This window comes from Limimaricola cinnabarinus (genome assembly GCF_002723615.1).
In the GTDB taxonomy this organism is placed as follows: Bacteria; Pseudomonadota; Alphaproteobacteria; order Rhodobacterales; family Rhodobacteraceae; genus Limimaricola; species Limimaricola cinnabarinus_B.
The window spans coordinates 135,503-159,024 of record NZ_KZ304953.1 but is presented as its reverse complement, the minus strand read 5'-3'; the positions used below and the strand labels follow the sequence as shown (position 1 = coordinate 159,024).

At 70.0% G+C, this 23,522-nt stretch carries 25 protein-coding genes; 12 read left to right on the top strand and 13 right to left on the bottom strand.

Going from position 1 to position 23,522, the window contains the following annotated elements; genetic code table 11:
- Positions 1 to 56: 56 nt before the first annotated feature.
- From CJ301_RS05375 to CJ301_RS05365, 3 genes are read left to right on the top strand one after another with little or no spacing between them, the layout of a single operon-like run.
- The gene (locus CJ301_RS05375) at positions 57 to 1,139 is read left to right on the top strand and encodes an ABC transporter permease (RefSeq protein WP_099275050.1); all 1,083 of its coding nucleotides are present in this window, start codon (positions 57 to 59) and stop codon (positions 1,137 to 1,139) included.
- The gene (locus tag CJ301_RS05370; RefSeq protein WP_099275048.1) at positions 1,136 to 2,047 is read left to right on the top strand and encodes an ABC transporter permease; all 912 of its coding nucleotides are present in this window, start codon (positions 1,136 to 1,138) and stop codon (positions 2,045 to 2,047) included. Before CJ301_RS05375 ends, CJ301_RS05370 begins: the two co-directional genes overlap by 4 nt.
- 32 nt (positions 2,048 to 2,079) lie before the next feature.
- A complete protein-coding gene (locus CJ301_RS05365) occupies positions 2,080 to 3,156 on the top strand; it encodes a BMP family ABC transporter substrate-binding protein (protein WP_099275046.1) in 1,077 nt (358 codons plus the stop codon).
- A gap of 111 nt (positions 3,157 to 3,267) precedes the next feature.
- Here CJ301_RS05365 and CJ301_RS05360 read toward each other — a convergent pair whose 3' ends face one another.
- Positions 3,268 to 5,766, bottom strand: coding sequence for a GcvT family protein (locus CJ301_RS05360; RefSeq protein ID WP_099275043.1), 2,499 nt, complete (start codon positions 5,764 to 5,766; stop codon positions 3,268 to 3,270).
- Positions 5,767 to 5,931: 165 nt separating this feature from the next.
- Between CJ301_RS05360 and panC the strand changes: the two genes are divergently transcribed.
- From panC to CJ301_RS05345, 3 genes are read left to right on the top strand one after another with little or no spacing between them, the layout of a single operon-like run.
- Positions 5,932 to 6,789: a pantoate--beta-alanine ligase gene (gene panC / locus CJ301_RS05355; RefSeq protein ID WP_099275041.1), complete on the top strand. Its 858-nt coding sequence runs from the start codon at positions 5,932 to 5,934 to the stop codon at positions 6,787 to 6,789.
- Positions 6,786 to 7,598 carry a 3-methyl-2-oxobutanoate hydroxymethyltransferase gene (gene panB, locus CJ301_RS05350; RefSeq protein WP_099275039.1) on the top strand — a complete coding sequence of 271 codons (813 nt, stop codon included), beginning with the start codon at positions 6,786 to 6,788 and terminating at the stop codon, positions 7,596 to 7,598. The genes panC and panB overlap by 4 nt, the downstream gene beginning before the upstream one ends.
- Positions 7,599 to 7,621: 23 nt before the next feature.
- The gene (locus CJ301_RS05345; RefSeq protein ID WP_099275037.1) at positions 7,622 to 8,182 is read left to right on the top strand and encodes a hypothetical protein; all 561 of its coding nucleotides are present in this window, start codon (positions 7,622 to 7,624) and stop codon (positions 8,180 to 8,182) included.
- On the opposite strand, the gene CJ301_RS18635 is transcribed toward CJ301_RS05345, so the two are convergent.
- Together CJ301_RS18635 and CJ301_RS05340 are read right to left on the bottom strand one after the other, a co-directional pair.
- Positions 8,183 to 8,389: a hypothetical protein gene (locus CJ301_RS18635; protein WP_162620423.1), complete on the bottom strand. Its 207-nt coding sequence runs from the start codon at positions 8,387 to 8,389 to the stop codon at positions 8,183 to 8,185.
- 76 nt (positions 8,390 to 8,465) lie between these two features.
- Positions 8,466 to 9,452, bottom strand: a complete 987-nt coding sequence (locus CJ301_RS05340) for a 2-hydroxyacid dehydrogenase (protein ID WP_099275035.1) — start codon at positions 9,450 to 9,452, stop codon at positions 8,466 to 8,468.
- 130 nt (positions 9,453 to 9,582) lie between these two features.
- Between CJ301_RS05340 and CJ301_RS05335 the strand changes: the two genes are divergently transcribed.
- Positions 9,583 to 10,245, top strand: coding sequence for an SH3 domain-containing protein (locus tag CJ301_RS05335; protein ID WP_099275033.1), 663 nt, complete (start codon positions 9,583 to 9,585; stop codon positions 10,243 to 10,245).
- Between the two features lie 4 nt (positions 10,246 to 10,249).
- The gene (locus CJ301_RS05330) at positions 10,250 to 11,128 is read left to right on the top strand and encodes a cation diffusion facilitator family transporter (RefSeq protein WP_099275031.1); all 879 of its coding nucleotides are present in this window, start codon (positions 10,250 to 10,252) and stop codon (positions 11,126 to 11,128) included.
- A 2-nt stretch (positions 11,129 to 11,130) separates the two neighbouring features.
- Here the strand turns inward: CJ301_RS05330 and CJ301_RS05325 are convergent, their stop codons facing one another.
- Positions 11,131 to 11,418, bottom strand: a complete 288-nt coding sequence (locus CJ301_RS05325) for a hypothetical protein (protein WP_216823250.1) — start codon at positions 11,416 to 11,418, stop codon at positions 11,131 to 11,133.
- A gap of 155 nt (positions 11,419 to 11,573) precedes the next feature.
- Here CJ301_RS05325 and CJ301_RS05320 point away from each other — a divergent pair, with 155 nt between their 5' ends.
- A complete protein-coding gene (locus tag CJ301_RS05320) occupies positions 11,574 to 11,825 on the top strand; it encodes a hypothetical protein (RefSeq protein ID WP_099275029.1) in 252 nt (83 codons plus the stop codon).
- 83 nt (positions 11,826 to 11,908) lie between these two features.
- Here CJ301_RS05320 and CJ301_RS05315 read toward each other — a convergent pair whose 3' ends face one another.
- The 6 genes from CJ301_RS05315 to CJ301_RS05290 all read right to left on the bottom strand — a co-directional run bounded on the left by CJ301_RS05315 (position 11,909) and on the right by CJ301_RS05290 (position 18,222).
- Positions 11,909 to 12,370 carry a PRC-barrel domain-containing protein gene (locus CJ301_RS05315; RefSeq protein ID WP_099275027.1) on the bottom strand — a complete coding sequence of 154 codons (462 nt, stop codon included), beginning with the start codon at positions 12,368 to 12,370 and terminating at the stop codon, positions 11,909 to 11,911.
- 99 nt (positions 12,371 to 12,469) lie between these two features.
- The gene (locus CJ301_RS05310; protein WP_099275025.1) at positions 12,470 to 14,485 is read right to left on the bottom strand and encodes a M3 family metallopeptidase; all 2,016 of its coding nucleotides are present in this window, start codon (positions 14,483 to 14,485) and stop codon (positions 12,470 to 12,472) included.
- A 23-nt stretch (positions 14,486 to 14,508) separates the two neighbouring features.
- The gene (locus CJ301_RS05305; RefSeq protein ID WP_099275023.1) at positions 14,509 to 15,570 is read right to left on the bottom strand and encodes a HesA/MoeB/ThiF family protein; all 1,062 of its coding nucleotides are present in this window, start codon (positions 15,568 to 15,570) and stop codon (positions 14,509 to 14,511) included.
- The gene (gene dut / locus CJ301_RS05300) at positions 15,567 to 16,043 is read right to left on the bottom strand and encodes a dUTP diphosphatase (RefSeq protein ID WP_099275021.1); all 477 of its coding nucleotides are present in this window, start codon (positions 16,041 to 16,043) and stop codon (positions 15,567 to 15,569) included. The genes CJ301_RS05305 and dut overlap by 4 nt, the downstream gene beginning before the upstream one ends.
- Before the next feature lie 12 nt (positions 16,044 to 16,055).
- Positions 16,056 to 17,279: a bifunctional phosphopantothenoylcysteine decarboxylase/phosphopantothenate--cysteine ligase CoaBC gene (coaBC, locus tag CJ301_RS05295; protein ID WP_099275019.1), complete on the bottom strand. Its 1,224-nt coding sequence runs from the start codon at positions 17,277 to 17,279 to the stop codon at positions 16,056 to 16,058.
- Between the two features lie 64 nt (positions 17,280 to 17,343).
- On the bottom strand, positions 17,344 to 18,222 hold the full coding sequence (locus tag CJ301_RS05290; RefSeq protein ID WP_099275017.1) for an RNA polymerase factor sigma-32: 879 nt from the start codon (positions 18,220 to 18,222) through the stop codon (positions 17,344 to 17,346).
- Between the two features lie 108 nt (positions 18,223 to 18,330).
- Between CJ301_RS05290 and cobU the strand changes: the two genes are divergently transcribed.
- The 3 genes from cobU (at position 18,331) to CJ301_RS05275 (ending at position 20,993) form a co-directional block, all read left to right on the top strand.
- Complete coding sequence (gene cobU, locus CJ301_RS05285; RefSeq protein ID WP_099275015.1) at positions 18,331 to 18,855, top strand: bifunctional adenosylcobinamide kinase/adenosylcobinamide-phosphate guanylyltransferase; 525 nt, start codon at positions 18,331 to 18,333, stop codon at positions 18,853 to 18,855.
- Positions 18,852 to 19,418: a histidine phosphatase family protein gene (locus tag CJ301_RS05280; RefSeq protein WP_099275013.1), complete on the top strand. Its 567-nt coding sequence runs from the start codon at positions 18,852 to 18,854 to the stop codon at positions 19,416 to 19,418. The genes cobU and CJ301_RS05280 overlap by 4 nt, the downstream gene beginning before the upstream one ends.
- Before the next feature lie 63 nt (positions 19,419 to 19,481).
- Positions 19,482 to 20,993: a YifB family Mg chelatase-like AAA ATPase gene (locus CJ301_RS05275; protein WP_099275011.1), complete on the top strand. Its 1,512-nt coding sequence runs from the start codon at positions 19,482 to 19,484 to the stop codon at positions 20,991 to 20,993.
- Positions 20,994 to 21,013: 20 nt separating this feature from the next.
- Here the strand turns inward: CJ301_RS05275 and gshB are convergent, their stop codons facing one another.
- The 3 genes from gshB to rsmI form a co-directional block, all read right to left on the bottom strand.
- Entirely contained in the window at positions 21,014 to 21,961 is a 948-nt protein-coding gene (gene gshB, locus CJ301_RS05270; RefSeq protein ID WP_099275009.1) for a glutathione synthase, read from the bottom strand.
- A 102-nt stretch (positions 21,962 to 22,063) separates the two neighbouring features.
- Positions 22,064 to 22,474 (bottom strand): YraN family protein, encoded by a 411-nt coding sequence (locus CJ301_RS05265; protein ID WP_099275228.1) that lies wholly within the window; start codon positions 22,472 to 22,474, stop codon positions 22,064 to 22,066.
- Positions 22,475 to 22,613: 139 nt separating this feature from the next.
- Positions 22,614 to 23,465 (bottom strand): 16S rRNA (cytidine(1402)-2'-O)-methyltransferase, encoded by an 852-nt coding sequence (gene rsmI, locus CJ301_RS05260; protein ID WP_099275226.1) that lies wholly within the window; start codon positions 23,463 to 23,465, stop codon positions 22,614 to 22,616.
- Positions 23,466 to 23,522 lie beyond the last annotated feature (57 nt).

Here is a 23,522-nt window from a genome sequence, read left to right as displayed (position 1 = left end):
ATCTTGCGTATTTTGAGAAAGATGAACGGGGGGCCGCGCGCCCTGGAGACCGCCACGTGATCCGGCTCGAACGCCGCCCCGAGCCGTCCCGCGCCTGGACCGTCGCCACGCCCTTCGTCGCCGTGGCGCTCACCATGGTCGCGGGCGGGCTGATGTTCGCCCTGCTGGGCAAGGACCCGGTCGAGGCGATCCGCACCATCTTCTGGGATCCGCTCTTCGGCGATTTCGCCTCTTATTCGCGGCCCCAGCTTCTGGTGAAGGCCGGGCCGCTCATTCTCATCGCCATCGGCCTGTCGCTCGGGTTCAGGGCGGGCATCTGGAACATCGGGGCCGAGGGACAATACATCCTCGGCGCGATCTTCGCCGCCGCCACGGGCCTCGCCTTCTACCCCGCCGAAAGCTGGCTCGTCTTTCCGGCGATGATTCTGGCGGGCGCGCTGGGCGGCATCCTCTGGGCGATGATCCCCGCGCTCCTGAAGGTCCGCTTCGGCACCAACGAGGTGCTGGTGTCGCTGATGCTGGTCTACGTGGCCGAGGCGCTGCTCGCCTCCATGGCGCTGGGGCTCCTGCGCAACCCCGAGGGCATGGGCTTTCCCGGCTCGCGCAACCTCGCGCAATACCCCTCCGCCGCCAATCTCGACCTCATCCCCGGCACCGGGCTGCATTGGGGCGTGGCGCTGGCGCTGATCGCCGTCATCGTCGGGCAGGTCGTGATGACCCGCCACCAGCTCGGCTTCCGCGTCCGCCTCGCCGGGCAAAGCCCGCGCGCCGCCGTCTTCGGCGGGGTCAATCCGGGCTGGCTGATCGTGGTCTGCATGGGCATCTCCGGCGGACTCGCCGGGCTCGCGGGCATGTTCGAGGTCGCCGGTCCGGCGGGCCGCCTCGGCATCGATTTCAACGTCGGCTACGGCTTCACCGCGATCATCGTCGCCTTTCTCGGGCGGCTGAACCCGATCGGCATCCTGCTGGCGGGCCTGCTGATGGCGCTGACCTATATCGGCGGCGAGCTGGCGCAGCTGCAGATGAACCTGCCGCTCGCCGCGATCCAGATGTTCCAAGGGATGCTGCTCTTCTTCCTGCTCGCGGTCGACGTGCTGACGGCCTTCCGCTTCCGCATGGGCCGGAGGGCCGTGGCATGAGCAATATCGATCCGATCCTGCTGCTCTCGGCGATCATCATCGTCTCCACCCCGATCCTGCTCGCCGCCATCGGCGAGCTGGTGGTCGAGCGCGCGGGCGTGCTCAACCTCGGGGTCGAGGGCATGATGATCACCGGCGCGGTCTGCGGCTTCGTCGTGGCGACCCTGAGCGGCTCGCCATGGCTCGGCTTCGCGGGCGCGGCGCTGGGCGGCGCTCTTCTGTCGATGATCTTCGGCATCCTCACGCAGCTTTTCTTGTCGAACCAGGTGGCCACCGGCCTCGCGCTGACGCTGTTCGGCCTCGGCCTCTCGGCGCTTCTGGGCCAGGGCTATATCGGCGTGAAGGGCCCGGCCGTCCCCGATCTCTATCTGCCGCTGCTGCGCGACATTCCCGTGCTCGGCCCGATCCTGTTTCGCCATGACATCATCGTCTATCTCGCGCTCGCCATCGTGCTGGGCGTGTGGATCTTCCTCAACCGCACGCGCGCAGGCCGGGTGCTGCGCGCGGTGGGCGAGAACCACGACGCCGCCCATGCGCTGGGCTACAAGGTGGTGCGCGTGCGCCTCATGGCGATCGCCTTCGGCGGCGCCTGCGCCGGGCTTGGCGGCGCCTATCTGAGCCTCGTGCGCGTGCCGCAATGGACCGAAGGCATGACAGCGGGCGCGGGCTGGATCGCTCTCGCGATCGTCGTCTTCGCCAGCTGGCGGCCCGGGCGGCTGGTGCTGGGCGCGTGGCTCTTCGGCGGCGCCACGGCGCTGCAGCTGGCGCTGCAGGCCTCCGGCGGCGTGCAGATCCCGATCGAATACCTGCAGATGGCGCCCTACTTGGCGACCATCCTCGTTCTCGTCATCCTGCGGGCGGGGCGTGCCCCCGGCTCGCTCGGCCGCCCCTTCCACGCCTCGAGCTGAGGCGGAAGTCACCACCAACAGGGAACAACGACATGACCTTCAAGACAGTGCTTCTGGGTGCCACCGCCGCCATGGGCCTCGCCACCGGCGCGATGGCGCAGGACGACAAGACCAAGGTGGGCTTCATCTATGTCGGCCCGATCGGCGATCTGGGCTGGTCCTACCAGCACGACCAGGGCCGCCTCGCCGTCGAGGAAGAGTTCGGCGACCGGGTCGAGACCGTCTATGTCGAAAGCGTGCCCGAGGGCCCCGACGCCGAGCGCGTGTTGACCCAGATGGCGCTGCAGGGCGCGGACATGATCTTCACCACCTCCTTCGGCTTCATGGAGGCGACGATGAACGCCGCCCAGAAGTTTCCCGACGTGAAGTTCGAGCACGCCACCGGCTACCAGCGCGCCGACAACGTCTCGACCTACTCCGCCCGCTTCTACGAGGGCCGCGCGGTGCAGGGCCTGATCGCGGGCGAGATGACCGAGAGCAACATCATCGGCTATATCGGCTCCTACCCGATCCCCGAGGTGATCCGCGGCATCAACGCAGCCTACCTGCAGGCCAAGAAGGTCAACCCCGAGGTCGAGTTCCGCGTGGTCTGGGCCTACACCTGGTTCGACCCGGCCAAGGAGGCCGAGGCCGCCAAGGCGCTGATCGACGCGGGCGCCGACGTGATCCTGCAGCACACCGATTCCACCGCGCCGCAGGCCGCGGCACAGGAGGCGGGCGACGTCATCACCTTCGGCCAGGCCTCCGACATGTTCGACTACGCGCCCAAGCCGCGCGTTTCCTCGATCATCGACAACTGGAACCAGTACTACATCGACCGCGTCGGCGCGGTGATGGACGGCAGCTGGGAGTCGCAGGACGTCTGGGGCGGCATCGACAGCGGCATGGTCGAGATCGGCGAGATCACCGAGGCCGTGCCCGCCGAGGTCAAGGAAGCGGCGCTGGAGCTGAAGGACAAGATCGCCGCGGGCGAGCTGCACCCCTTCACCGGCCCGATCAACAAGCAGGACGGCTCGGCATGGCTGGCCGAAGGCGAAACCGCCGATGACGAAACGCTGGCGGGGATGAACTTCTACGTCGAAGGCATCAAGGGCGAGATCCCGCAGTAAGCCGCGCACCCCCGACACGAGAAAGGCCCGCCATTGGCGGGCCTTTCCTGCTTTCGGCCCCAAGCCGGACGAGCCCCCTGCCCCGCGCGACCCGGACCGCCGAAACCGGGCTCAGCCATCCGCGCGGATGGTGGCGTTCTTCGGATCATAGGGGCTGTCCTCGCAGACCTCGGCATCCCAAAGCTCGCGGAACATCCGCACCTTCAGCTTCGTGCCCGGCGTGGCGAGGTCGGGGCGCACATAGCCCATGCCGATCGACTTGCCGAACCCCGCCGACCAGCCGCCCGAGGTCAGCCGCCCGACCTTTTCCCCGCCCGCATAGAGCGCCTCGCGCCCCCACGGGTCGGCATCCCCCGGCCCGTCGATCAACAGCGTCACGCATTTCGACCGGATGCCGATGGCCTCCATCGCCGCCTTGCCGTGGAAATCCTTCGACAGGTCCACGAAGCGGTCGAGACCGGCCTCGAGCGGCGTCGCGTCGCGGCCCAGCTCGGTGCCGAAGGCGCGGTAGGACTTCTCCTGCCTGAGCCAGTTCTGCGCCCGTGCGCCGACCAGCTTCATGCCCGAGGGCTCGCCCGCCTCGATGAGCTTGTCCCACAGGTGGTTCTGCATCTCGATGGGGTGATGCAGCTCCCAGCCCAGCTCGCCGGTATAGGCCACGCGCAGCGCCCGGACCGGCACCATGCCCAGCTCGATCTCGCGGCAGGACAGCCACGGGAAGCGCTTGTTCGACAGCGCGGTGGCCGGGTCGGCGTCGCGCACCAGCCGGTTCAGCACCTCGCGCGAGCGCGGGCCCGCGATGGCAAGGACGCCCCATTGGGTGGTGACGTCCTGCACCTCGATCCGGCCGAACTCCGGCTCGCGGTCCTCCACGGCCTTGCGCAGGAAATCGGCGTCATAGGCGCTCCATGCGCCCGCCGAGACGAGGTAGAACCGGTCCTCGGCCAGCCGGACGATGGTGTATTCGGTGCGCGTGGTCCCTGCATCGGTCAGCGCGTAGGTGAGGTTGATGCGGCCGACCTTCGGCAGCTTGTTGGTGGTGAACCAGTCGAGGAAGGCCGCCGCCCCCGGCCCCTTCACCTCGTGCTTGGCAAAGGCCGTGGCGTCGATCAGCCCGACGCCCTCGCGGATCGCGCGCGCCTCGCTCGCCGCATACTCCCACCAGCCGCCGCGCCGGAAGCTGCGCGAATCGTGGTCGAAGCTCTCGGGCGCGCCGACGGGGCCGTAATAATTGGGCCGCTCCCAGCCATTCACCTGCCCGAACTGCGCGCCCTTCTCCTTCTGCCGGTCATAGGCGGGCGAGGTGCGCAGGGGCCGCGCGGCCGGGCGCTCCTCATCCGCGTGGTGCAGGATGTAGACATGCTCATAGGCCTCCTCGTTCTTGGCCACGGCATAGTCGGTGGTCATCCAATCCCCGAACCGCTTGGGGTCGAGCGACGCCATGTCGATCTCGGCCTCGCCCTCGACCATCATCTGCGCGAGGTAATGCCCCGCGCCGCCCGCGGCGGTGATGCCGAAGGAAAAGCCCTCCGCGAGCCACATGTTGCGCAGGCCGGGTGCGGGGCCGATCAGCGGGTTGCCGTCGGGGGTGTAGCAGATCGGGCCGTTGAAATCGTCCTTGAGACCCACCTCCTCCGAGGACGGAATGCGGTGGATCATCGACATGTATTCCTCCTCGATCCGGTCGAGATCGAGCGGGAACAGGTCGGCGCGGAAGCTGTCGGGCACGCCGTAGGGGAAGCGCGCGGGCGCGCCGCGCTCGTAAGGACCCAGGATCCAGCCGCCGCGCTCCTCGCGCACGTACCACTTGGCGTCGGCGTCGCGCAGCACCGGGTGCTGCGGGTTGTCCTTGCGCCATTCGACCAGCGCCGGGTCGGGCTCGGTGACGATGAACTGGTGCTCGACCGGGATGGCGGGGATCTTGATGCCCAAGAGCCGCGCGGTGCGCTGCGCGTGGTTGCCGGTGGCGGTGACGACATGCTCGGCGGTGATGACCTGTTGCTCCTCGGAGGGCACGAGATTGCCGCCCTTCTCGACCATCTTGGTCACCGTCACCCGCCATTCCGAGCCGGTCCACGCGTAGCCGTCGACCTGCCACTTGCGCTCGATCGAAACGCCGCGCTGCCGCGCGCCCTTGGCCATCGCCATGGTGACGTCGGCGGGGTTTATGTAGCCGTCGGTGGGATGAAAGATCGCGCCTTCGAGGTCGTCGGTGCGCACCAGCGGCCAGCGCTCCCTGATCTGCGCGGGCGTCATCCACTCATAGGGCACGCCCACCGTTTCGGCGGTCGAGGCATAGAGCATGTATTCGTCCATGCGCGCCTTGGACTGCGCCATGCGCAGGTTGCCGACGACGAAGAAGCCCGCGTCGAGCCCGGTCTCCTCCTCCAGCGTCTTGTAGAACTTGATCGAGTGGTCGTGAATCCAGGTGGTGGCGTAGGACATGTTGAAATAGGGCAGCAGCCCGGCCGCGTGCCATGTCGAGCCGGAGGTCAGCTCGTCGCGCTCCAGCAGCATCACGTCCTGCCAGCCCGCGCGGGCGAGATGGTAGGCGATCGAGGTGCCGACGGCGCCACCGCCGACGACAAGGGCTTTCACATGGGTCTTCATCGCGCGCACTCCGGGCTGGCCTTGCCCCGCACCATCGCGCGATTGGCGGCGAAAGGGCGAAGCCGGGCGACATCTCGCGCGCCGAATGCGACAAGCCGCGCCGCCGCGCTGTTGTGCGCCCCTTCCCGCCCCCGTAAAAGGCGCCCAACGTCTGGGAGGACATCCATGCAGATCTGCCGCTCCATCGCCGCCATCCGCGACGCGGTCGCGGGGTTCCGCGCCGAAGGCCACGGCGTCGGGCTGGTGACGACGATGGGCGCGCTGCACGAAGGGCATATGAGCCTCGTGGCCGCCGCCAAGCGCGGCCATGACCGCGTGGTCGCCACGATCTTCGTCAACCCGACCCAGTTCGGCGACCCCAAGGATCTCGAGACCTATCCGCGCACCGAAAGCGCCGATCTCGCGATGCTGGAGGCGGCGGGCTGCGACGCGGTGCTGATCCCGCGCGCGGACGAGATCTACCCGCAAGGCGACGAGACCATCGTCGAGACGCAAAATCTCGCCATGCGGCTGCACGGCGCGGTGCGCCCCGGCCATTTCCGCGGCGTCGCCACCGTCGTCACCAAGCTCTTCAACATCACCCGCCCCGACGCCGCCTATTTCGGCGAAAAGGACTACCAGCAGCTGCAGGTGATCCGCCGCATGGCCACCGACCTGCACATGGGCATCGACATCCACGGCGTGCCGACGCTGCGCGAGGCGGACGGGCTCGCCATGTCGTCGCGCAACGTGCGACTGACGGCCGAGAACCGCGCCGCCGCGCTCTGCCTGAGCCGCGCGCTCGACCGGGCCGAGCGGATGGCGGCGGAGCGCGCCAGCCCGGCGCGGATCGAGGCCGCGATCCGCGCCACCATCGCGGACGAGCCGCGCGCCACGCTCACCGGGCTCGACATGGTCGCCCCCGAAAGCCTCGCGCCTTTGCGCCAATCGCCCGACGCGCCGCTGTCGGAGCCCATTGCCATCATGATCTCGGCCCAGTTCGGCGAGGTCCTGTTGATCGATCAAAGGGAGATCGCCCCATGAGCAGCCAGACCGAAACGATCCGCCGCATCACCGTGCCGCAGATCGCCCGCCGCAAGGGCGGCGAGCCGATCGTGTCGCTGACATCCTATCACGCGCACACCGCCGCCATCGTCGACCGCTACGCCGATTTCATCCTCGTGGGCGATAGCCTCGGCATGGTGATGCACGGCATGGAAAGCACGGTCGGCGTTTCGCTCGACCTGATGATCATGCATGGCCGCGCCGTGGTGCGCGGCACCAAGCGGGCGCTGATCGTGGTCGACATGCCGTTCGGCAGCTACGAGGAAAGCCCCGCCATGGCCTTCCGCAATGCCGCCCAGATCATGAAGGAGACCCAGTGCGGCGCGGTCAAGCTCGAGGGTGGCGCGCGCATGGCCGAGACGATCCGCTTCCTGACCGAGCGCGGCATCCCGGTGATGGCGCATATCGGCCTGACCCCGCAATCGAGCCACGTCATGGGCGGCTTCAAGACCCAAGGCCGCGACGAGGACACATGGGAGGCGCATCTCGAAGACGCGCGCGCCGTGACCGAAGCCGGCGCCTTCGCCGTGGTGCTCGAAGGCATGGTGGAGCCGCTGGCGGCCAAGATCACCAAGGCCGTGGAGATCCCCACCATCGGCATCGGCGCCAGCGCGGAATGCGACGGCCAGATCCTCGTGCTCGAGGACATGCTGGGGCTGAACCCCTGGACCCCGAAATTCGTCAAGGTTTACGGCCAGCTCGGCCCAATGATCGAGGATTCGGTCAAGCGCTACGCCGAGGACGTGAAATCCCGCGCCTTTCCGACCGAAGACGAAGTGTATCGCTAGGGTCACCCCCTGAAGGAACGGACATGCTCGACCGCCGCACCCTGATCGCACTTGGCCTCGCCGGGCTGCTCGCCGCCTGCGGCACGCCGGACCCGAACCCGCTGTCGCGCGCCGCGCGCAGCGAGATGCAGCTGGCCGATATCGAGGTGACGGCCAGTGGCGCGGGCTTCGAAAGCGGTGCCGCCCGCGATTACGCCAGCCGCATCGCCCCCGATCTCGACGCGGCGCTGAGCCGCGAATTCGCCGACCGGCTGGAGCGGGGCGGGCAGTGGCGGATGCAGGTCGAGGTGTCGCGCCTCAACCTCGCCGGCGGCACCGCCACCGCGCTTGGCCGCGACCAGTCGCGGCTGTCGGGCGCGGTGCGGGTGATCGATCCTGCGGGCGCGCTGCGGGCCAGCTATACCATTCAGGTGCTGGCGGGCGAAGCTGCCGAAAGCCGCACCGGCACGCTGCTGGGCGCGGTCGCCAATTCGGCGCGCGGCTACTACAGGGAGCTGGTGGCAGGCTTTGCGCGCGATGCGCGCGCGCAGGTGCTTGGTGCGGATCTGCCCGGACAGCGGATGGTCCGGCGGATCTCCAACTGATCAGGTGCCCAGCGGCGCCCCGTTGCCGGAGGACTGCCGCCTGCTGCGCGACCGGAGGCGATGGGCCGCCGCCGCATAGGCGCCAAGCACGCCGAACAGCACCATCAGGACACGGGCGGCAGAGAGATCCTCATGGGTCTCGGCGCCCAGGCAGGCAAGGCCCGAGACGGCGGCGAGCGTCAGGAATGCGATGGCCCAGTTGCGCATGTGACCATAAGTCCAAGTGGTTGCAGATGACCGCAAACGCGGAAAACGCGGGCAAGGTTCCCTGCGCGGAGCGTTTTCAGACATCGCGCGGCGTCACGAGGTCGGGAAGCCGCACCCCTTGCGCCAATGCCTCGATATTGGCGATCACCCGCTCGCCCATCGCCAGCCGCCCCTCGACGGTGGCCGAGCCCATATGCGGCAGCAGCACCACGTTGGGCAGCGCGCGCAGCCGCGGATTGATCTCGCGTCGCTGCTCGAACACGTCGAGCCCCGCCCCCGCGATCTCGCCCGCCCGCAGGGCCCGCGTCAGCGCGTTCTCGTCGATCACCTCGCCGCGCGAGGTGTTCACCACCACCGCGCCGGGCTTCATCAGCGCGATGCGGCGCGCATTGACGAGGTGATAGGTCGCGGGCGTGTGCGGGCAGTTGATCGAGAGCACGTCGCATTGCGCGACCATCTGGTCGAGGCTCGGCCACCAGCGCGCGCCGAGCTCCGCCTCGAGCGTGCGCGGCAGGCGGTTGCGGCTGTGATAGCCGATCCGCATGCCGAAGGCGGCGGCGCGCCGCGCCACCGCCTGCCCGATCCGCCCCATCCCGAGGATGCCCAGGCTGCGCCCATGGATGCGCCCGCCGAGCAGCAGATCGGGCGACCAGCCCTCCCAGCCGCCCGATTGCAGCAGCGCGAAGGCCTCCGGCAGCCGCCGGGTCACCGCGAGAATCAGCACCATGGTCACGTCCGCCGTGTCCTCGGTGACGACGTCGGGGGTGTTGGTCACCGCGATGCCGCGCGCGGCGGCGGCGGCGACATCGATGTGATCCACGCCCGCGCCGTAATTCGCCAGGAGCCGCAGCGCCTTTCCCGCCTTTTCGAGGGCGGCGGCATCGATCCGCTCCGACAGCGTGGTGACGAGCACCTGCGCCCGGCCCAGCGCCGCCCCGAGCGCCTCGCCCGCAAGCGGCGTCTCCGCCGGCCCGGGGGTGAAGTCGAACCGCGCGGCGAGATCCGCCTCGACCGCGGCGGGCAGGCGTCGCGTCGCGATCACACGAAGGCGTTTGTGTGCCATTTCGCTCCCCCCTTGCGCTTTTCCCCGGCGCGGCTTCATGACAGAGTGCCCGGGCCGCGGGCGCGGTGCAAGAACGCGCCTCATGCGCCCCGCGCGGCCAATGTACCGGGACCGGACGGATACAGCTCGAATGATGAATTTCGGACCAATCGCGGCGTTGCTGGTGGCTCTCGCGGCACAGCCCGCGCTCGCGCAGCAGGACGAGACGCGCCCCAGACTGCGTCCCGCCGATCTCACCGCCACCGCGCCCGCCCAGGCGGCCCCCGACGTCGCCGCCGCGCTCGCGGCCGCCGTTGCGACCGCCGCGCCCGAGGGCGAAGAGGGCGAAACCGCGCCGCGCGAGATCGCGCTGCCGAAGGGCCCCACGCGCGGCCCCGAGACCAACCTGCCGCTGCCGCGCTTCGTCTCGCTTTCGACCGACCGGGGCAATGTGCGGCGCGGGCCGTCGCTGTCGCACCGGATCGACTGGGTGTTTTTGCGGCGCGACATGCCCTTGCAGGTCACCGCCGAATACGGCCACTGGCGCCGCGTCACCGACCGCGAGGGCGTCGGCGGCTGGATGCATTACGCGATGCTCTCGGGCGTGCGCAGCGTCATCGTCGATGCCGAGACACTGCTTTTGCGCGCCAGGCCCCGCCCCGACGCCGCCGTGGTGGCGCAGCTCGAAGCCGGGGTGGTGGCCCGCCTGGGCGAATGCGAACCCGACTGGTGCCGCCTGACCGCCGGTGGCTACAGGGGCTGGGCCCCCAAGACGGAGCTTTGGGGCGTGGCCCCGGACGAGATCCGGGACTGAGCGCGTGGCGCGGCGAAGCCATGAGGACCGGCTGAATCTTTCGGCCGGGATCGCCTCGGTGTCGGTGGCGCTGATCCTGATCGCGGCCAAGCTCTGGGCGCTGTTCCAGACCGGCGCGCTCTCCGTCGCGGCGACGCTGGCCGATTCCGCGCTCGATCTGGCGATGTCGCTCGGCGCGCTCGCCGCGATCACCTATGCCGCCCGCCCCGCCGATGACGACCATGCCTTCGGCCACGGCTCGGCCGAGGATCTCGCGGCACTGGGCCAATGCCTGTTCATCCTCGGCTCCGCCGCGCTGATCGGCGGCGCGGGCGCGCAGCGGCTGGCCAACCCGGCGCCGACGGTGCCGATGTCCGAGGGCGCGGGCATCGCGGTGATGGGGCTCTCCATCGCGCTGACCCTCGCGCTCGTCGCCTGGCAGCGCCACGTGGCGCGCGCCACCGGCAACCGCGTCGTGGCGGCGGATTCGCTGCATTACATCGGCGACCTGATCCCCGCGATCGGCGCGATCGGCGCGCTCTGGGCCTCGCGCCGCTTCGGGCTGGGCTGGATCGATCCGGTCGTCGCCATCGGCGCGGCGCTCCTGATGGCGCATGGGGCGCTGCGGATCGGGCGCGACGCCTGGGACGCGCTGATGGACCGGGCCGTCGATGCCGAGACCGTGGCCGGGATCGAGGCGATCGCCAGCGGCTTTCCGGGCGTGCGCGGGTATCACGACCTGCGCACCCGCCGCTCGGGTGGGCGGGTTTTCGTGAACCTGCATGTCGAGCTCGACGGGGCGCAGAGCCTGCACGAGGCCCATGCCATCGGCGCGGCGCTCAAGCACGCGATCCTCGCGCGCTACCCGCGCGCCGACGTGATCATCCACAAGGACCCGGTCTGAGGTCAGTAGTTCGACGGCGGGTCGGAGGCGGGAAAGCTCTCATCCCCGGTCTCGTCCTGAAGATCCCAGCGGCGCGGCGGATCGCGCATCTCCTCGCGCCCGGCCTGCCGCACGGGGCCGTCATCATGCGCGAAGGCCGCGCCGGAGCGGGGCTGCGCCGGCGCCTGCCCCATGCCGGCCTGGACCGCCTGGCGCATGTCATGGCGGTAGCGGCGCATCAGCCAGACCGCGCCGCCGACAAGGGCCAGCATCGTCAGCGGGCCGGGCCCGCGATTGCGAAGACGTCTCATGGCAAGGCTCCCGAGTTCTGCCCAAGGCTATCGTGGGTTGAACGCGCAGCGCTCGGGCGCCGTTCCGCCCCCTCCCTCCCCCCATGGGCGGGCGGGGGAACAGCGCAGGAGCGGGCGACGTTGGCCTGCCACAGACATGATCACCGGAGGCCGCCATGACCGTAACGCTCGAAACCCTCGAAGGCCGCCTTCTGGCGCAACGCAAGGTGCTGGTCCGCCTGGTGGCCGAGCTCGACGGCCCGGCGGGCGATGCCTTGCGCGAGTATGTCCGCGACCGCAGCCACATGAGCGCCGCCGAGGAAGACCCCGGCGCAGTCCCGGGCGAGGGGCTGTCGATCGAAGGCGCGCTGGCCGACGAGATGCACCATATCTCCGAAGCGGCGGAGGCGCATCGCAAGGCCCGCTGAGCCGCAACCCTTGCGGGATGCGAAAAAGGGGGCGCGGTGATCCGCGCCCCCTTTTCCATCGGGTTCGACGATCCTCGAAGAGATCAGTCCCAGAAGCCTTCGTCGACGCCTTCGAGCGATTCGAGCTCTTCCTCGCTCATGCGCGTGACGATGGCATAGCTGCGATCGTCGACCGCCACGAGGCGCACGTCGCCGGTGGCCAGCATCACGTGCTTGTCGGCGATGTCGAGAAAGCCGCCGACCTCGGCCACGACGCCGACCATCTGGCCGTCGCGCGACAGGATCACGTCCTCGATCTCGCCGATCTCGTTCCAGTCGGTGCCGAGCGCGTCATAGGTGCCGACGGTGTCCCAGCCTTCGTCCGTGGCCTCGTTGAGGGTGTAGATCGCGCCGCCGGTGATGTCGCGGCTGCGGATCAGGTCGCCCTGCATGGTCGCCATGTCGGCGCTCGTCATGGTCGAGAAATCGGTCATGGCATGGGTTTCGGCCAGCGCGCCGGTGGCGGTGACGGAGAGGGCGAGGGCGCTTGCGGTGAGCAGTTTCATCTCTGTGTTCCTTTTCGTCGTTCAGTGTTGCCGCCCCAACGGCTCGAACCCGCCCGATGTTCCGATCCCCCTGCCCCGCCTTGCCCGCGCCCTGCCCGTTCAGGCGGCGAGCCCGCGCCCCCTGAGCAGCGCCTCGACGCTCGGGGTTGCACCGCGGAACCGCTCGTAGAGCAGCCCCGCCTCCTCCGAGCCGCCGCGCGAGAGCACGTGTTTCTCCAGCCGGGCAGCCGTTTCCGCATCGAAGGGATCGCCCGCCTCGCGGAAGGCCTCGAAGGCGTCGGCATCCATCATCTCGGACCACAGATAGCTGTAATAGCCCGCGGCATAGCCGTCGCCCGAGAAGACATGCGCGAAATGCGGCGTGGCGTGGCGCATGACGATGGCGCGCGGCATGCCGATCTCTTCGAGCACCTCCGCCTGCCGCTGCATCGGGTCTGCGGGCGCGGGGCCGCAATGGAACTCCAGATCGACGATGGCCGAGGAGGATTGCTCGACCGTGGCGAAGCCCTGGTCGAAATTCGCCGCCGCGAGCATCCGTTCCATCAGCGCCTCGGGCATCGGCTTGCCGGTCTCGGCATGGGTGGCGAATTCGCGCAGCACCTCGGGCACCTCCAGCCAGTGCTCGAAGAGCTGGCTCGGCAGCTCCACGAAATCGCCCGCCACCGAGGTGCCGGAAATGCTCTCATAGGTCACGTCGGACAGCATCTGGTGCAGCGCGTGGCCGAATTCGTGGAACAGCGTGCGCGCGTCGTCGAAGGACAAAAGCGCGGGCTCGCCCGCATCGGGCTTCGCGAAGTTGCAGACGTTGAGCACGAGGGGACGCACCTCGCGCCCGCCCATGCGGTGCTGGTCGCGCATCGTGGTGCACCATGCGCCCGAGCGCTTGGAGGGCCGGGCGAACCAGTCGCCGATGTAGACGGCGAGGTGATCGCCGTTCCGCGTGATCTCGAAGCTGCGCAGATCCGGATGATAGGCGGGGGCCTCGATCTCGCGCGCCTCGATGCCGAACAGGCGGTTTGCGACGGAAAACGCCGCCTCGATCATCCGGTCGAGCTGAAGATAGGGTTTGAGCGTGCCGTCATCGATCTCGTGCTCGGCCCGGCGGCGCGCCTCGGCGTAGTAGCGCCAGTCCCACGGCTCGAGCGGGCCGTCATGGCCATCGGCGTGCAGCATGTCGGCGTAGATCGCGGCATCGGCCTCTGCCGCCGCCCGCGCGGGCGTCCAGACCGCGTGCAGCAGCTCGCGCACGGCCTCAGGCGTGCCCGCCATCTCGGTCTCGAGCTTCCAAGACGCATAATCGTCGTGCCCCAGAAGCTTCGCCCGCTCCTCGCGCAGCTGCAACGTCTCGGCTGCGATAGCGCGGTTGTCGGTCTCGCCGCCCTTCATGCCACGCGCGGTCCAGGCCTCGAAAGCCTTCTTCCGCAGCGCCCGGTTGGGCGAATATTGCAGGAACGGCACCACGAGCGAGCGCGACAGGGTGATCACCGGCCCCGCATCACCGCCCGCCGCGCGCGCGGCGGAGCGCAGCCCCTCGGGCAGATCGGCGAGATCTTCGTCAGACAGCGGCAGGGTCCAGCTCGATTCGTCCTTCAGCAGGTTCTGCGAGAACTGCGTGCCCAGCACCGAAAGTCGGGCGCGGATTTCGGCCATGCGCTCGGCCTGCGCGCCTTCGAGCCGCGCGCCCGCCCGCACGAAGCGGCGATGGGTGAGCATCAGGACCCGCGCCTCCTCCGGCCCGAGATCCAGCGTCTCGCGCGATTGCCAGAGCGTCTCGATCCGGTCGAACAGGGCGCGGTTGCCGATCACCCATGACATGTGGGCCGAGAGCATGGGCGCGAAGTTGCGCTGCAGCGCCTGCCGCGCGGGCGTGCTGTCGGCGCTCGCCACCGCGTAGAAGGCGCCGAGAACGCGGCCCATCGCCTCGTCGGACATCTCCAGCGCGGCGATGGTGTTGTCGAAGGTCGGCGGCTCGGGGTCGGCGGCGATCGCCTCGACGGCGGCACGGGCCTCGGCGATGGCGGCCTCGGCGGCGGGCATCCAGTGGTCGTCCTCGATCCGGTCGAAGGGCGGCAGGCCGAAGGGCGTGTCCCATGGCGCGAGTAGCGGGTTGGTCATGCGGGTCTCCTTTGGAGGGAAACCTATGAGCCTGCGCCCCCTGCTTCCAGCCCCCGCCCGCCGCAGGTGGCGCAACCCGCGCGCGGCTTGATGCGGATGGTCCGCGTTTCGGCATAGAGCGTGTCGTGGATCATCAGCCGCCCGGCCAGCGTCTCGCCCGCCCCGGTCAGCCGCTTGACCGCCTCGGCGGCCATCATCGCGCCGATGATCCCCGGCAGCGGCGACAGCACGCCCGCCTCGGCGCAGGAGGGGATGAGCGCGGCGTCGGGCCGCTCGGGAAAGACGCAGGCCCAGCAGGGCGTGCCGCGCGCGGGCTCGTAGAGCGAGATCTGCCCCTCCCACTGGGTGAGGGCGGCGGCGACGAGCGGCCTTCCGGTGGCGACGGCGGCGGTGTTGACGGTCTCGCGCGTGGTGAAGTTGTCGGTGCCGTCGAGGATCAGGTCATAATCGCCGAACAGCTCTTCGGCGATCTCGGCGGTCAGACGCCGCGCATAGGGGCGGATCTCGACATGCGGGTTCTGGGCGCGCAGCTTTTCGGCGGCGGCGTGGACCTTGGGCCTGCCGATCTGGTCTTCGTCGAACAGCACCTGCCGCCCGAGATTGCTCAGATCGACATCGTCGTCGTCGATCACGCCGATGGTGCCGACGCCGGAGGCCGCGAGATAGGTCAGCGCCGGGCAGCCCAGCCCGCCCGCGCCGACGACCAGCACCTTCGCGCGCCTGAGCGCCCCCTGCCCCGGCCCGCCGATCTCGCGCAGGGTGATGTGGCGCGCGTAGCGGGTAAGTTCGGTTTCGGAAAAGCCCTTGCGCGGCGCGGGGGCTTCGGCGGGCGCGGCGCGGGCCTTCAGCAGGCGCAGCCCCCGGCCATAGCCCCAGACCAGCGCGCCGGCGGCGAGGATCAGCAGCCACAGCGCCGCCTCGCCCCCTGTCGCCATGCGCAGCGGGTGACCATCGGGCAGGACCAGATGCGCCGCGATCACGCCGGTCATCAACAGGCCGATCATGTAAAGCCGCGCCTGGCGCGGCGCGCCGGTGAGCGCGCCGATGCCCCACAGCGTGGCGATCATCACGCCGACGAGGATCACGAGAGCCCCCCGGTCGAGCCGAAGCCGCCCGCGCCGCGGGCCGTGTCGTCGAGATCCTCGACCATCTCGAAGGCCGCCCGCACCACCGGCGCCAGCACCGCCTGCGCGATGCGCATGCCATGGGTCACGGTGAAGCTTTCCCGCCCGGCATTCAGGACGATCACGCCCAAGGGGCCGCGATAATCGCTGTCGATGGTGCCGGGGCTGTTGGGCAGGGTGATGCCGTGTTTCAGCGCCAGCCCCGAGCGTGGCCTGAGCTGCAGCTCGAACCCCTCGGGCACGGCGATGCGCAGCCCCGTGGGCACCAGCGCCCGCGCGCCGGGGGCGAGCGTCAGCCCGGCCTCGCGATCGCCGGGCGCGAGGTTGGCCACGATATCGGCCCCCGCCGCTCCCGCCGTCTGGTAGTCCGGCAGGGCAAGGCCGCGGTCCGCCTCTTCGGTCCGGCACAGCCTTACCCCGATGCGCGATTCCATGTTCATCTTTCCTCAAATACGCCCGCCGGAGGCGGTCCCGTCCCCGGCCCCGAGCGCCTCGGCCAGCCGCTGCGCGAGCCGGTCGGCCACCGCGCTCTTGGACATGCGCGGCCAGTCCTCCGCCCCTTCCCCGGTGATCAGCGTCACCGCGTTCTCGGTCCCGCCCATGATCCCGGTTTCGGGCGAGACGTCATTGGCGAGGATCCAGTCGCAGCCCTTGCGCGCCCGCTTGGCCGTGGCGTGGGAGACCACCTCGTCGGTTTCGGCGGCGAATCCCACCACGAGTTCGGGCCGCCCCACGGCCATGCCCGCCACGCGGGCGAGGATGTCGGGGTTCTCGGCCAGGGACAGCCCCGGCAGCGCCCCTGCCTGTTTCTTGATCTTGCGCGCCTGCGCCGTCTCGACCCGCCAATCGGCCACGGCGGCGGCAAAGATGGCGGCGTCGGCGGGCAGCGCCGCCTCGACGGCGGCAAGCATCTCGGCGGCGGTCTCGACCTTCACGACATCCGCGCCCATGGGCGGCGCGGCGCTGGCCGGGCCGGTCACGAAGGTCACCCTTGCGCCGAGCCGCAGCAGCGCCTCGGCGATGGCCGTGCCCTGCGCGCCCGAGGAGCGGTTGGCGATGTAGCGCACCGGGTCGATCGGCTCATGCGTCGGCCCGGAGGTGACCAGCACGTGCCGCCCCGAAAGCGGCCCTTGGTCGGGGCGCAGCGCCCGCTCGATCGCGGCGAGGATGGCGGCGGGTTCGGACATCCGCCCCGGCCCGTATTCGCCGCAGGCCATCTCGCCCTCCTCGGGCCCGACCACCATGATGCCGTCGCCCTTCAGCGTGGCGAGATTGCGCTGCGTCGCGGGATGCTCCCACATGCGGACATTCATCGCGGGCGCGATCATCACCGGCGTGTCGGTGGCGAGAAGCAGGGTGGAGGCGAGGTCCGAGGCGCGGCCCTGCGCCATCCTGGCCATCATGTCGGCGGTGGCGGGGGCGACGACCAGCAGGTCGGCCACGCGCGACAGCTGGATATGCCCCATCTCGGCCTCTGCGGTGAGGTCGAACAGCGCCTCGTGCACCTTCCGGCCCGCCAGCGCGGACACGGAGAGCGGCGTGACGAACTCGCCCGCGCTCTTGGTCATCACCGGCGTCACCTCGTGGCCGGCCTTCGACAGCTGGCGGATCAGGTCGAGCGACTTGTAGGCCGCGATGCCGCCGCCAATGATCAGGAGAATATGCGACATGGCTTCGCCCCGCAGTCAATGCGGGGCGACCCTAGGGCTTTGGTGCGGCGGGGGCAATCGCGGCTCAGGCGAAGAAGCCGCGCACCTCGCGCGATTGCGTCTCGAGGCTGCGGCGCATCTTGCCGAAGGCGGCGGCCTCGAGCTGGCGCACCCGCTCCTTGGAGAGGCCCAGCTCGTCGCCGAGGCTTTCGAGCGTGCGCGGATCGTCGCGCAGCTTGCGCTCGCGCACGATGAACTGCTCGCGCGTGTTCAGCGCGGTCAGCGCACTGAGCAGCCACTGGCGCAGCATTTCCGTGTCATGGCTGTTCTGCACCAGCTCGGCGGCCTGCTGCCCGTCATCGACCAGCGCCTCGATCCATTCGCGCCCCTCATCCTCGGTCGACTGGGTGGCGTTGAGCGAGAAATCCGAGCCCGAGAGCCGGCCTTCCATCATCTCCACATCGGCGAGCGGCACGCCCACCTCCTTGGCGATCATCTTCCTGAGCGTCGCGCCGTCGAGCTCGCGGCCCTCGGCCGCGGCCTCGCGCTCGATCCGGGCCTGCACCCGGCGCATGTTGAAGAAGAGTGATTTCTGCGACGAGGTCGAGCCGGTGCGCACCATCGACCAGTTGCGCATCACGTAATCCTGGATCGACGCCTTGATCCACCAGACCGCGTAGGTCGAGAAGCGCACGCCCCGGTCGGGGTCGAACTTGTCGGCCGCCTTCATGAGGCCGAGAGAGGCCTCCTGAATGAGGTCGTTCATCGGTGCGCCGTAACGGCGGAATTTCGACGCCATCGAGATGGCGAGCCGCATATAGGCGGTGATGAGCCGGTGCAGCGACTTTTCGCAGCGCTGATCGCGCCACGCATAGGCGAGCCGCAGCTCTGTCTCCGCATCCAGGAGTTCCGCCCGCATCGCGTTGCGGGTCATCGACTGGTCCGCAAATCCGTCAAAAGCCATGTCATCGTCCCCGGGACATTGAAGGGTCGGTGTTCTTGCCATGGCCGGACGGCCTGCTAGTCACCTTGCTGACCCATTAACGCCGCGATCGCTCAGAAAGTTTCCCCGATGGTCTTGCAGAAATTGACGCTGGTTCTAGGCGGCGCCGCCTCGGGCAAGTCGGACATTGCCGAAAGCCTTGTGCAAAAGGCCGGCGGACGGCGGGTCTATGTCGCGACGGCGCAGGCTTTCGACGCGGAGATGCGCGACAAGATCGCCCGCCACCGCGCCACGCGCGGGCCGGGCTGGCACACGATCGAGGCGCCGCACGACCCCGGATCGGCCATTTCCGGCCTCTCGGATGGCGATATCGTGCTGATCGACTGCGCGACGCTGTGGCTGTCGAACCTGCTGCTGGCCGAGGCCGACATCGACGCCGAGACCGCGCGCCTCTTCGCCGCGCTCGAAGACTGCGCCGCGCCGGTGGTGATCGTCTCGAACGAGGTCGGCGCCGGGATCGTGCCCGACAACGCGCTGGCGCGGCGGTTTCGCGCGGTGCAGGGCGGCTTCAACCGCCGCCTCGCCGCACGGGCCGACACGGTGATCGGCGTGATGGCGGGGCTGCCCTTCGCGCTCAAGGGGCAGATGCCATGAGCGCGCTGTGGCTGATCCGGCACGGGCCGACCCATGCCAAGGGGATGTGCGGCTGGTCCGACCTGCCTGCCGACCTCTCGGACAGCGCCGCCCTCGCCCGCCTCGCGGCGCGACTGCCGCAAGCGCCGGTGGTCTCCTCGAGCCTCGACCGCGCGGTGCGCACCGCCGATGCGGTAACGGGCGCGCGGCCCCGCCTGCCGCATGAGCCCGATCTGCGCGAGATCCATTTCGGCGCGTGGGAGCTGATGCGCCACGACGAGATCGAGGCCGAAAGCCCGGCGCTGATCCGCGATTTCTGGGATCGCCCCGGAGAGGTGGCCCCGCCGGGCGGCGAAAGCTGGAACGCGCTGCGCGCCCGCTGCGACGCGGCGATCGACCGGCTCTGGACGGGGGGCGACCTGATCGTGGTCGTGCATTTCGGGGTGATCCTGACGCAGCTGCAACGCGCGCTCGGCTGCAGCGCGCATGAGGCCTTCGGCCACAGGATCGAACCGCTCTCGCTCACCCGGATCACGCGCGGGCCGGAGGGCTGGCGCGCCGCCGAGATCAACAGCCTGCCCTGAGCCCGGGGTTAACCTTTCCTAAACCCCTGCCCTGCCAGCCTTCGGGGCGGGGAGGATGCGAGCATGGTGGCGCGGGCCTATACGGTGGCCTTCGAAGGGGTCGAGGCGCGGCTGGTCGAGGTGCAATGCGCCGTGACCGCCGGGATGCCCGGCTTCACCATCGTCGGCCTGCCCGACAAGGCGGTGAGCGAGGCGCGCGAGCGGGTGCGCGCGGCGCTCTCGGCGCTTTCCATCGCGCTGCCGTCCAAGCGGGTGACGGTGAACCTGTCGCCCGCCGACCTGCCCAAGGAGGGCTCGCATTTCGACCTGCCGATCGCGCTGGCGCTGCTCGCCGCGATCGAGGTTCTGCCCGAGGAGGATGTCGCGGCCACGGTGGCGCTGGGCGAGCTGTCGCTTTCGGGCGACCTGGTGCCCGTCATCGGCGCGCTGCCCGCGGCCATGGCCGCCGCCGAGGAGGACCGCCGCCTGCTCTGCCCCGCCGCCTGCGGCGCGGAGGCGGCCTGGGTCGAGGCGGTGGAGGTGATCGCGGCGCCGACGCTGGCGCGCGCGATCCGGCATTTCACCGGGCAGCAGGTCATCGCCCCCGCGCAGCCGGGCCTCGCCGCCCCCGACGCCGCCGCGCGCGACCTGCGCGACGTGAAGGGACAGGAGCGGGCCAAGCGGGCGCTGGAGATCGCCGCCGCCGGGCGGCATCACCTGCTGCTGGTCGGCACGCCCGGCTCGGGCAAGTCGATGCTGGCGGCGCGCCTGCCCGGCATCCTGCCGCCGCTTTCGCCGGTCGAGGCGCTGGAAACCTCGATGATCCACTCGGTCTCGGGGCTTTTGACCGATGGCGGCATCAGCCGGGCGCGGCCTTTTCGCGAGCCGCATCACACCGCCTCGATCGCGGCCATCGCGGGGGGAGGCCGGGGGGCCAAGCCCGGCGAGATCAGCCTTGCGCATAACGGCGTGCTGTTCATGGACGAGCTGCCCGAATTTTCGCGCAGCGTGCTCGAAACCCTGCGCCAGCCGATCGAGACCGGCGAGGTCGTGGTCGCGCGCGCCAATGCGCATCTGCGCTATCCTTGCCGCTTCCTGCTGATCGCCGCGGCCAACCCCTGCCGCTGCGGCTATCTTTCGGACCCGGCCCGCGCCTGCGCCCGCGCGCCGGGCTGCAGCGAGGAATATCTCGGGCGGATCTCCGGCCCGCTGATGGACCGCATCGACCTGCGGGTGGAGGTGCCGCCCGTGGCCTTCACCGATCTCGACCTGCCCGAGCCGCCCGAAGGCTCGGCGGAGGTCGCGCTTCGTGTCGCGGCGGCGCGCGAGATCCAGACGGCGCGCTTTGCCGAGACCGGGGCGCGGGTCAACGCCGATGCCGAAGGGCAACTGCTCGAAGAGATCGCGGCGCCCGATGCCGAGGGCCGCAAATTGCTGCTGCGCGTGGCCGAGCGGTTCGGGCTTTCGGCGCGCGGTTATCACCGGGTGCTGCGGGTGGCGCGGACCATCGCCGATCTGGACGGATCGGAAACGGTCCGGCGCGGCCATGTGGCCGAGGCGGTGGGCTACCGCCTCGCGCTGGGGCGCGATGCGTGATCCGCGCCGCGCGTGGCGCGCTAGCCGCGCTTTGCCTCGATCGCCTCCCAGATCTTCGCCGCGACGTTGATGCCGTCGAAACGCTCCAGCTCTTGGATGCCGGTGGGCGAGGTCACGTTGATCTCGGTCAGCCAATCGCCGATCACGTCGATGCCGACGAGGATCTGGCCCTTTTCCTTCAGGAGCGGGCCGATCCTGGCGCAGATCTCGCGGTCGCGCGCGGTCAGCTCGACCTTTTCGGCCCGCCCGCCGACATGCATGTTCGAGCGGGTCTCGCCCTTGGTCGGGACGCGGTTGATCGCGCCGACCGGCTCGCCATCGACCAGAAGCACGCGCTTGTCGCCGCGGGTCACGGCGGGCAGGAACTTCTGCACGATCAGCGGCTCACGGTTGATGCCCGAGAACATCTCGTGCAGCGAGGCGAGGTTGCCGTCCTCGCTGTGCAGCTTGAACACCCCCGCCCCGCCATTGCCGTAGAGCGGCTTGAGGATGATGTCGCCATGCCTGTCGCGGAAGGAGCGCAGCGTCGCGAGGTCGCGCGCGATGGCGGTGGGCGGGGTGAGATCCGCGAATTCCAGCACCAGGAGCTTTTCGGGGTAATTGCGCACCCAGAAGGGATCGTTCACCACCAGCGTGCCGGGGTGGATCATGTCGAGCAGGTGGGTCGTGGTGATGTAGCCCATGTCGAAGGGCGGGTCCTGTCGCAGCCAGACCACGTCCATGGTCGAAAGATCGACCTCCTGCTCCTCGCCGAGGCTGTAATGGTTGCCCTTTTCGCGGCGCAGCTCCAGCGGCCAGCCGCGCGCCGTCACCCGGCCCTCCTGAAAGGCGAGCCGGTCGGGCGTGTAGTAGAACAGCTCGTGACCGCGCGCCTGCGCCTCCTCCCCGATGCGGAAGGTGGTGTCGCCGTCGATATCGACGCTGGCGATCGGGTCCATCTGCAGAGCGACCTTGAGGGGCTTGGGCATGGGGGCGGCCTTTGGCTGGGAACGCGTTTTCCGATCCATGACGCAACTGCGCCGCCGCCGCAATGCGCCGGGCCTGCGCCCGGACGCACATGAGCCGCCGGATCAGCCGCCGTCGAAGGCGTTTTCCATCACATGCACCGCACCGCGCCCATCCACGAGCGCGAGATCGAAACGCATTTCGGTCAGAAGCCCCTCGGGCGCTTCGCCGCAATAGGCCTCGGCCGAACGGCGGATGCGCGCGATCTGGCGGCGGGTGAGGCGCGCGACGGCGGCGTCGAAGCTGCGGCTGGCCTTGACCTCGACAAAGACGAGACGCGCGCCCTCGCGCGCGATCAGGTCGATCTCGCCGCCCGGGCCGCGCCAGCGCCGGGCCTCGATGACCCGGCCCTTCCGCGCATAATGCCGCGCGACGCTGTCCTCGGCGGCGATGCCGGAGAGATAGCCCCGGCGGCCGCGTTCGGCCCGAAGCCCGGGCGCGCCTGTCGATGGCGGCGGGGCGTCGGGTTCAGCCATCGCGGGAGGCGTGGCCCGGGCCGGCCGCGGCAGCCGGCCTGCCGGTGAAAGATCGAGGCAAAGCTGCGGCGCCGTGCCGGTCGCCTCGGCAGCCGAACCGCGCCGTTTTCTCCGCCGTGCCGTCAGCGGGCCGCCGCCTTCAAGAGCCATCTCCATCTGCATCGTCCGGCCTCTTTTCCAGCGCCAGCGCCGCCTGATAGACCTCGCGCCGCGGCAGGCCCAGCGCGCCCGCCACGGCCGTCGCCGCGTCCTTCATGCGCATCGTGCGCATCGCATCGCGCAGCGCGGTTTCCAGATCGTCGCCGCTGACCTCCTCTGTTTCGGCGCGGCCCACGAGCACGACGATCTCGCCCTTGAGCGTGCGCCCCGCGATGGCCTCGCAGACCTCCGACGTCGTGCCGCGGATCACCTCCTCGAACCGCTTGGTGAGTTCGCGGCACAACGCCACTTGCCGTTCTCCTCCCAGAACATCGCGCAAGGAAGCTAACAAGTCATGAACGCGCTTGGGGCTTTCATAGAGCACCAGCGTGAAGGACAGCGATCTGAGCGCCGCGATCTCGGTCTCGCGCTGGGTCTTGGCGGGCGGCAGGAAGCCCGCGAAGGCGAAGCGGTCGGTCGGCAGCCCCGAAACCGCCAGCGCCGCGAGCACCGCAGAGGCGCCCGGCGCGGCGAGAACCTTGTGCCCCCCCGCGATGGCGGCGCGGCCCAGCGCATAGCCCGGATCGGCGACGAGCGGCGTGCCGGCCTCGGAGACATAGGCCACCGAGCCCCCGGATTCGAGCACCGCGAGTATCCGCGCGCGGTCCTGCGCGCCCGAATGGTCGTGATAGGCCAGAAGCAGCCGCCCGTTCAGCGGAACGCCGTGGATTTCCATGAGCTTGCGCAGCGTGCGCGTGTCTTCGGCGGCCAGCGCGTCGGCGCCGGCCAGAAGGTCGAGCGCGCGCAGCGTGATGTCGCGCGCGGTCCCGATCGGAGTCGCCACAAAGTGCAGCCCCGGCGCGACCGGTCTGGTTTCGAAATTCGTCACTGGACCCCTGCCCGCCCCGGT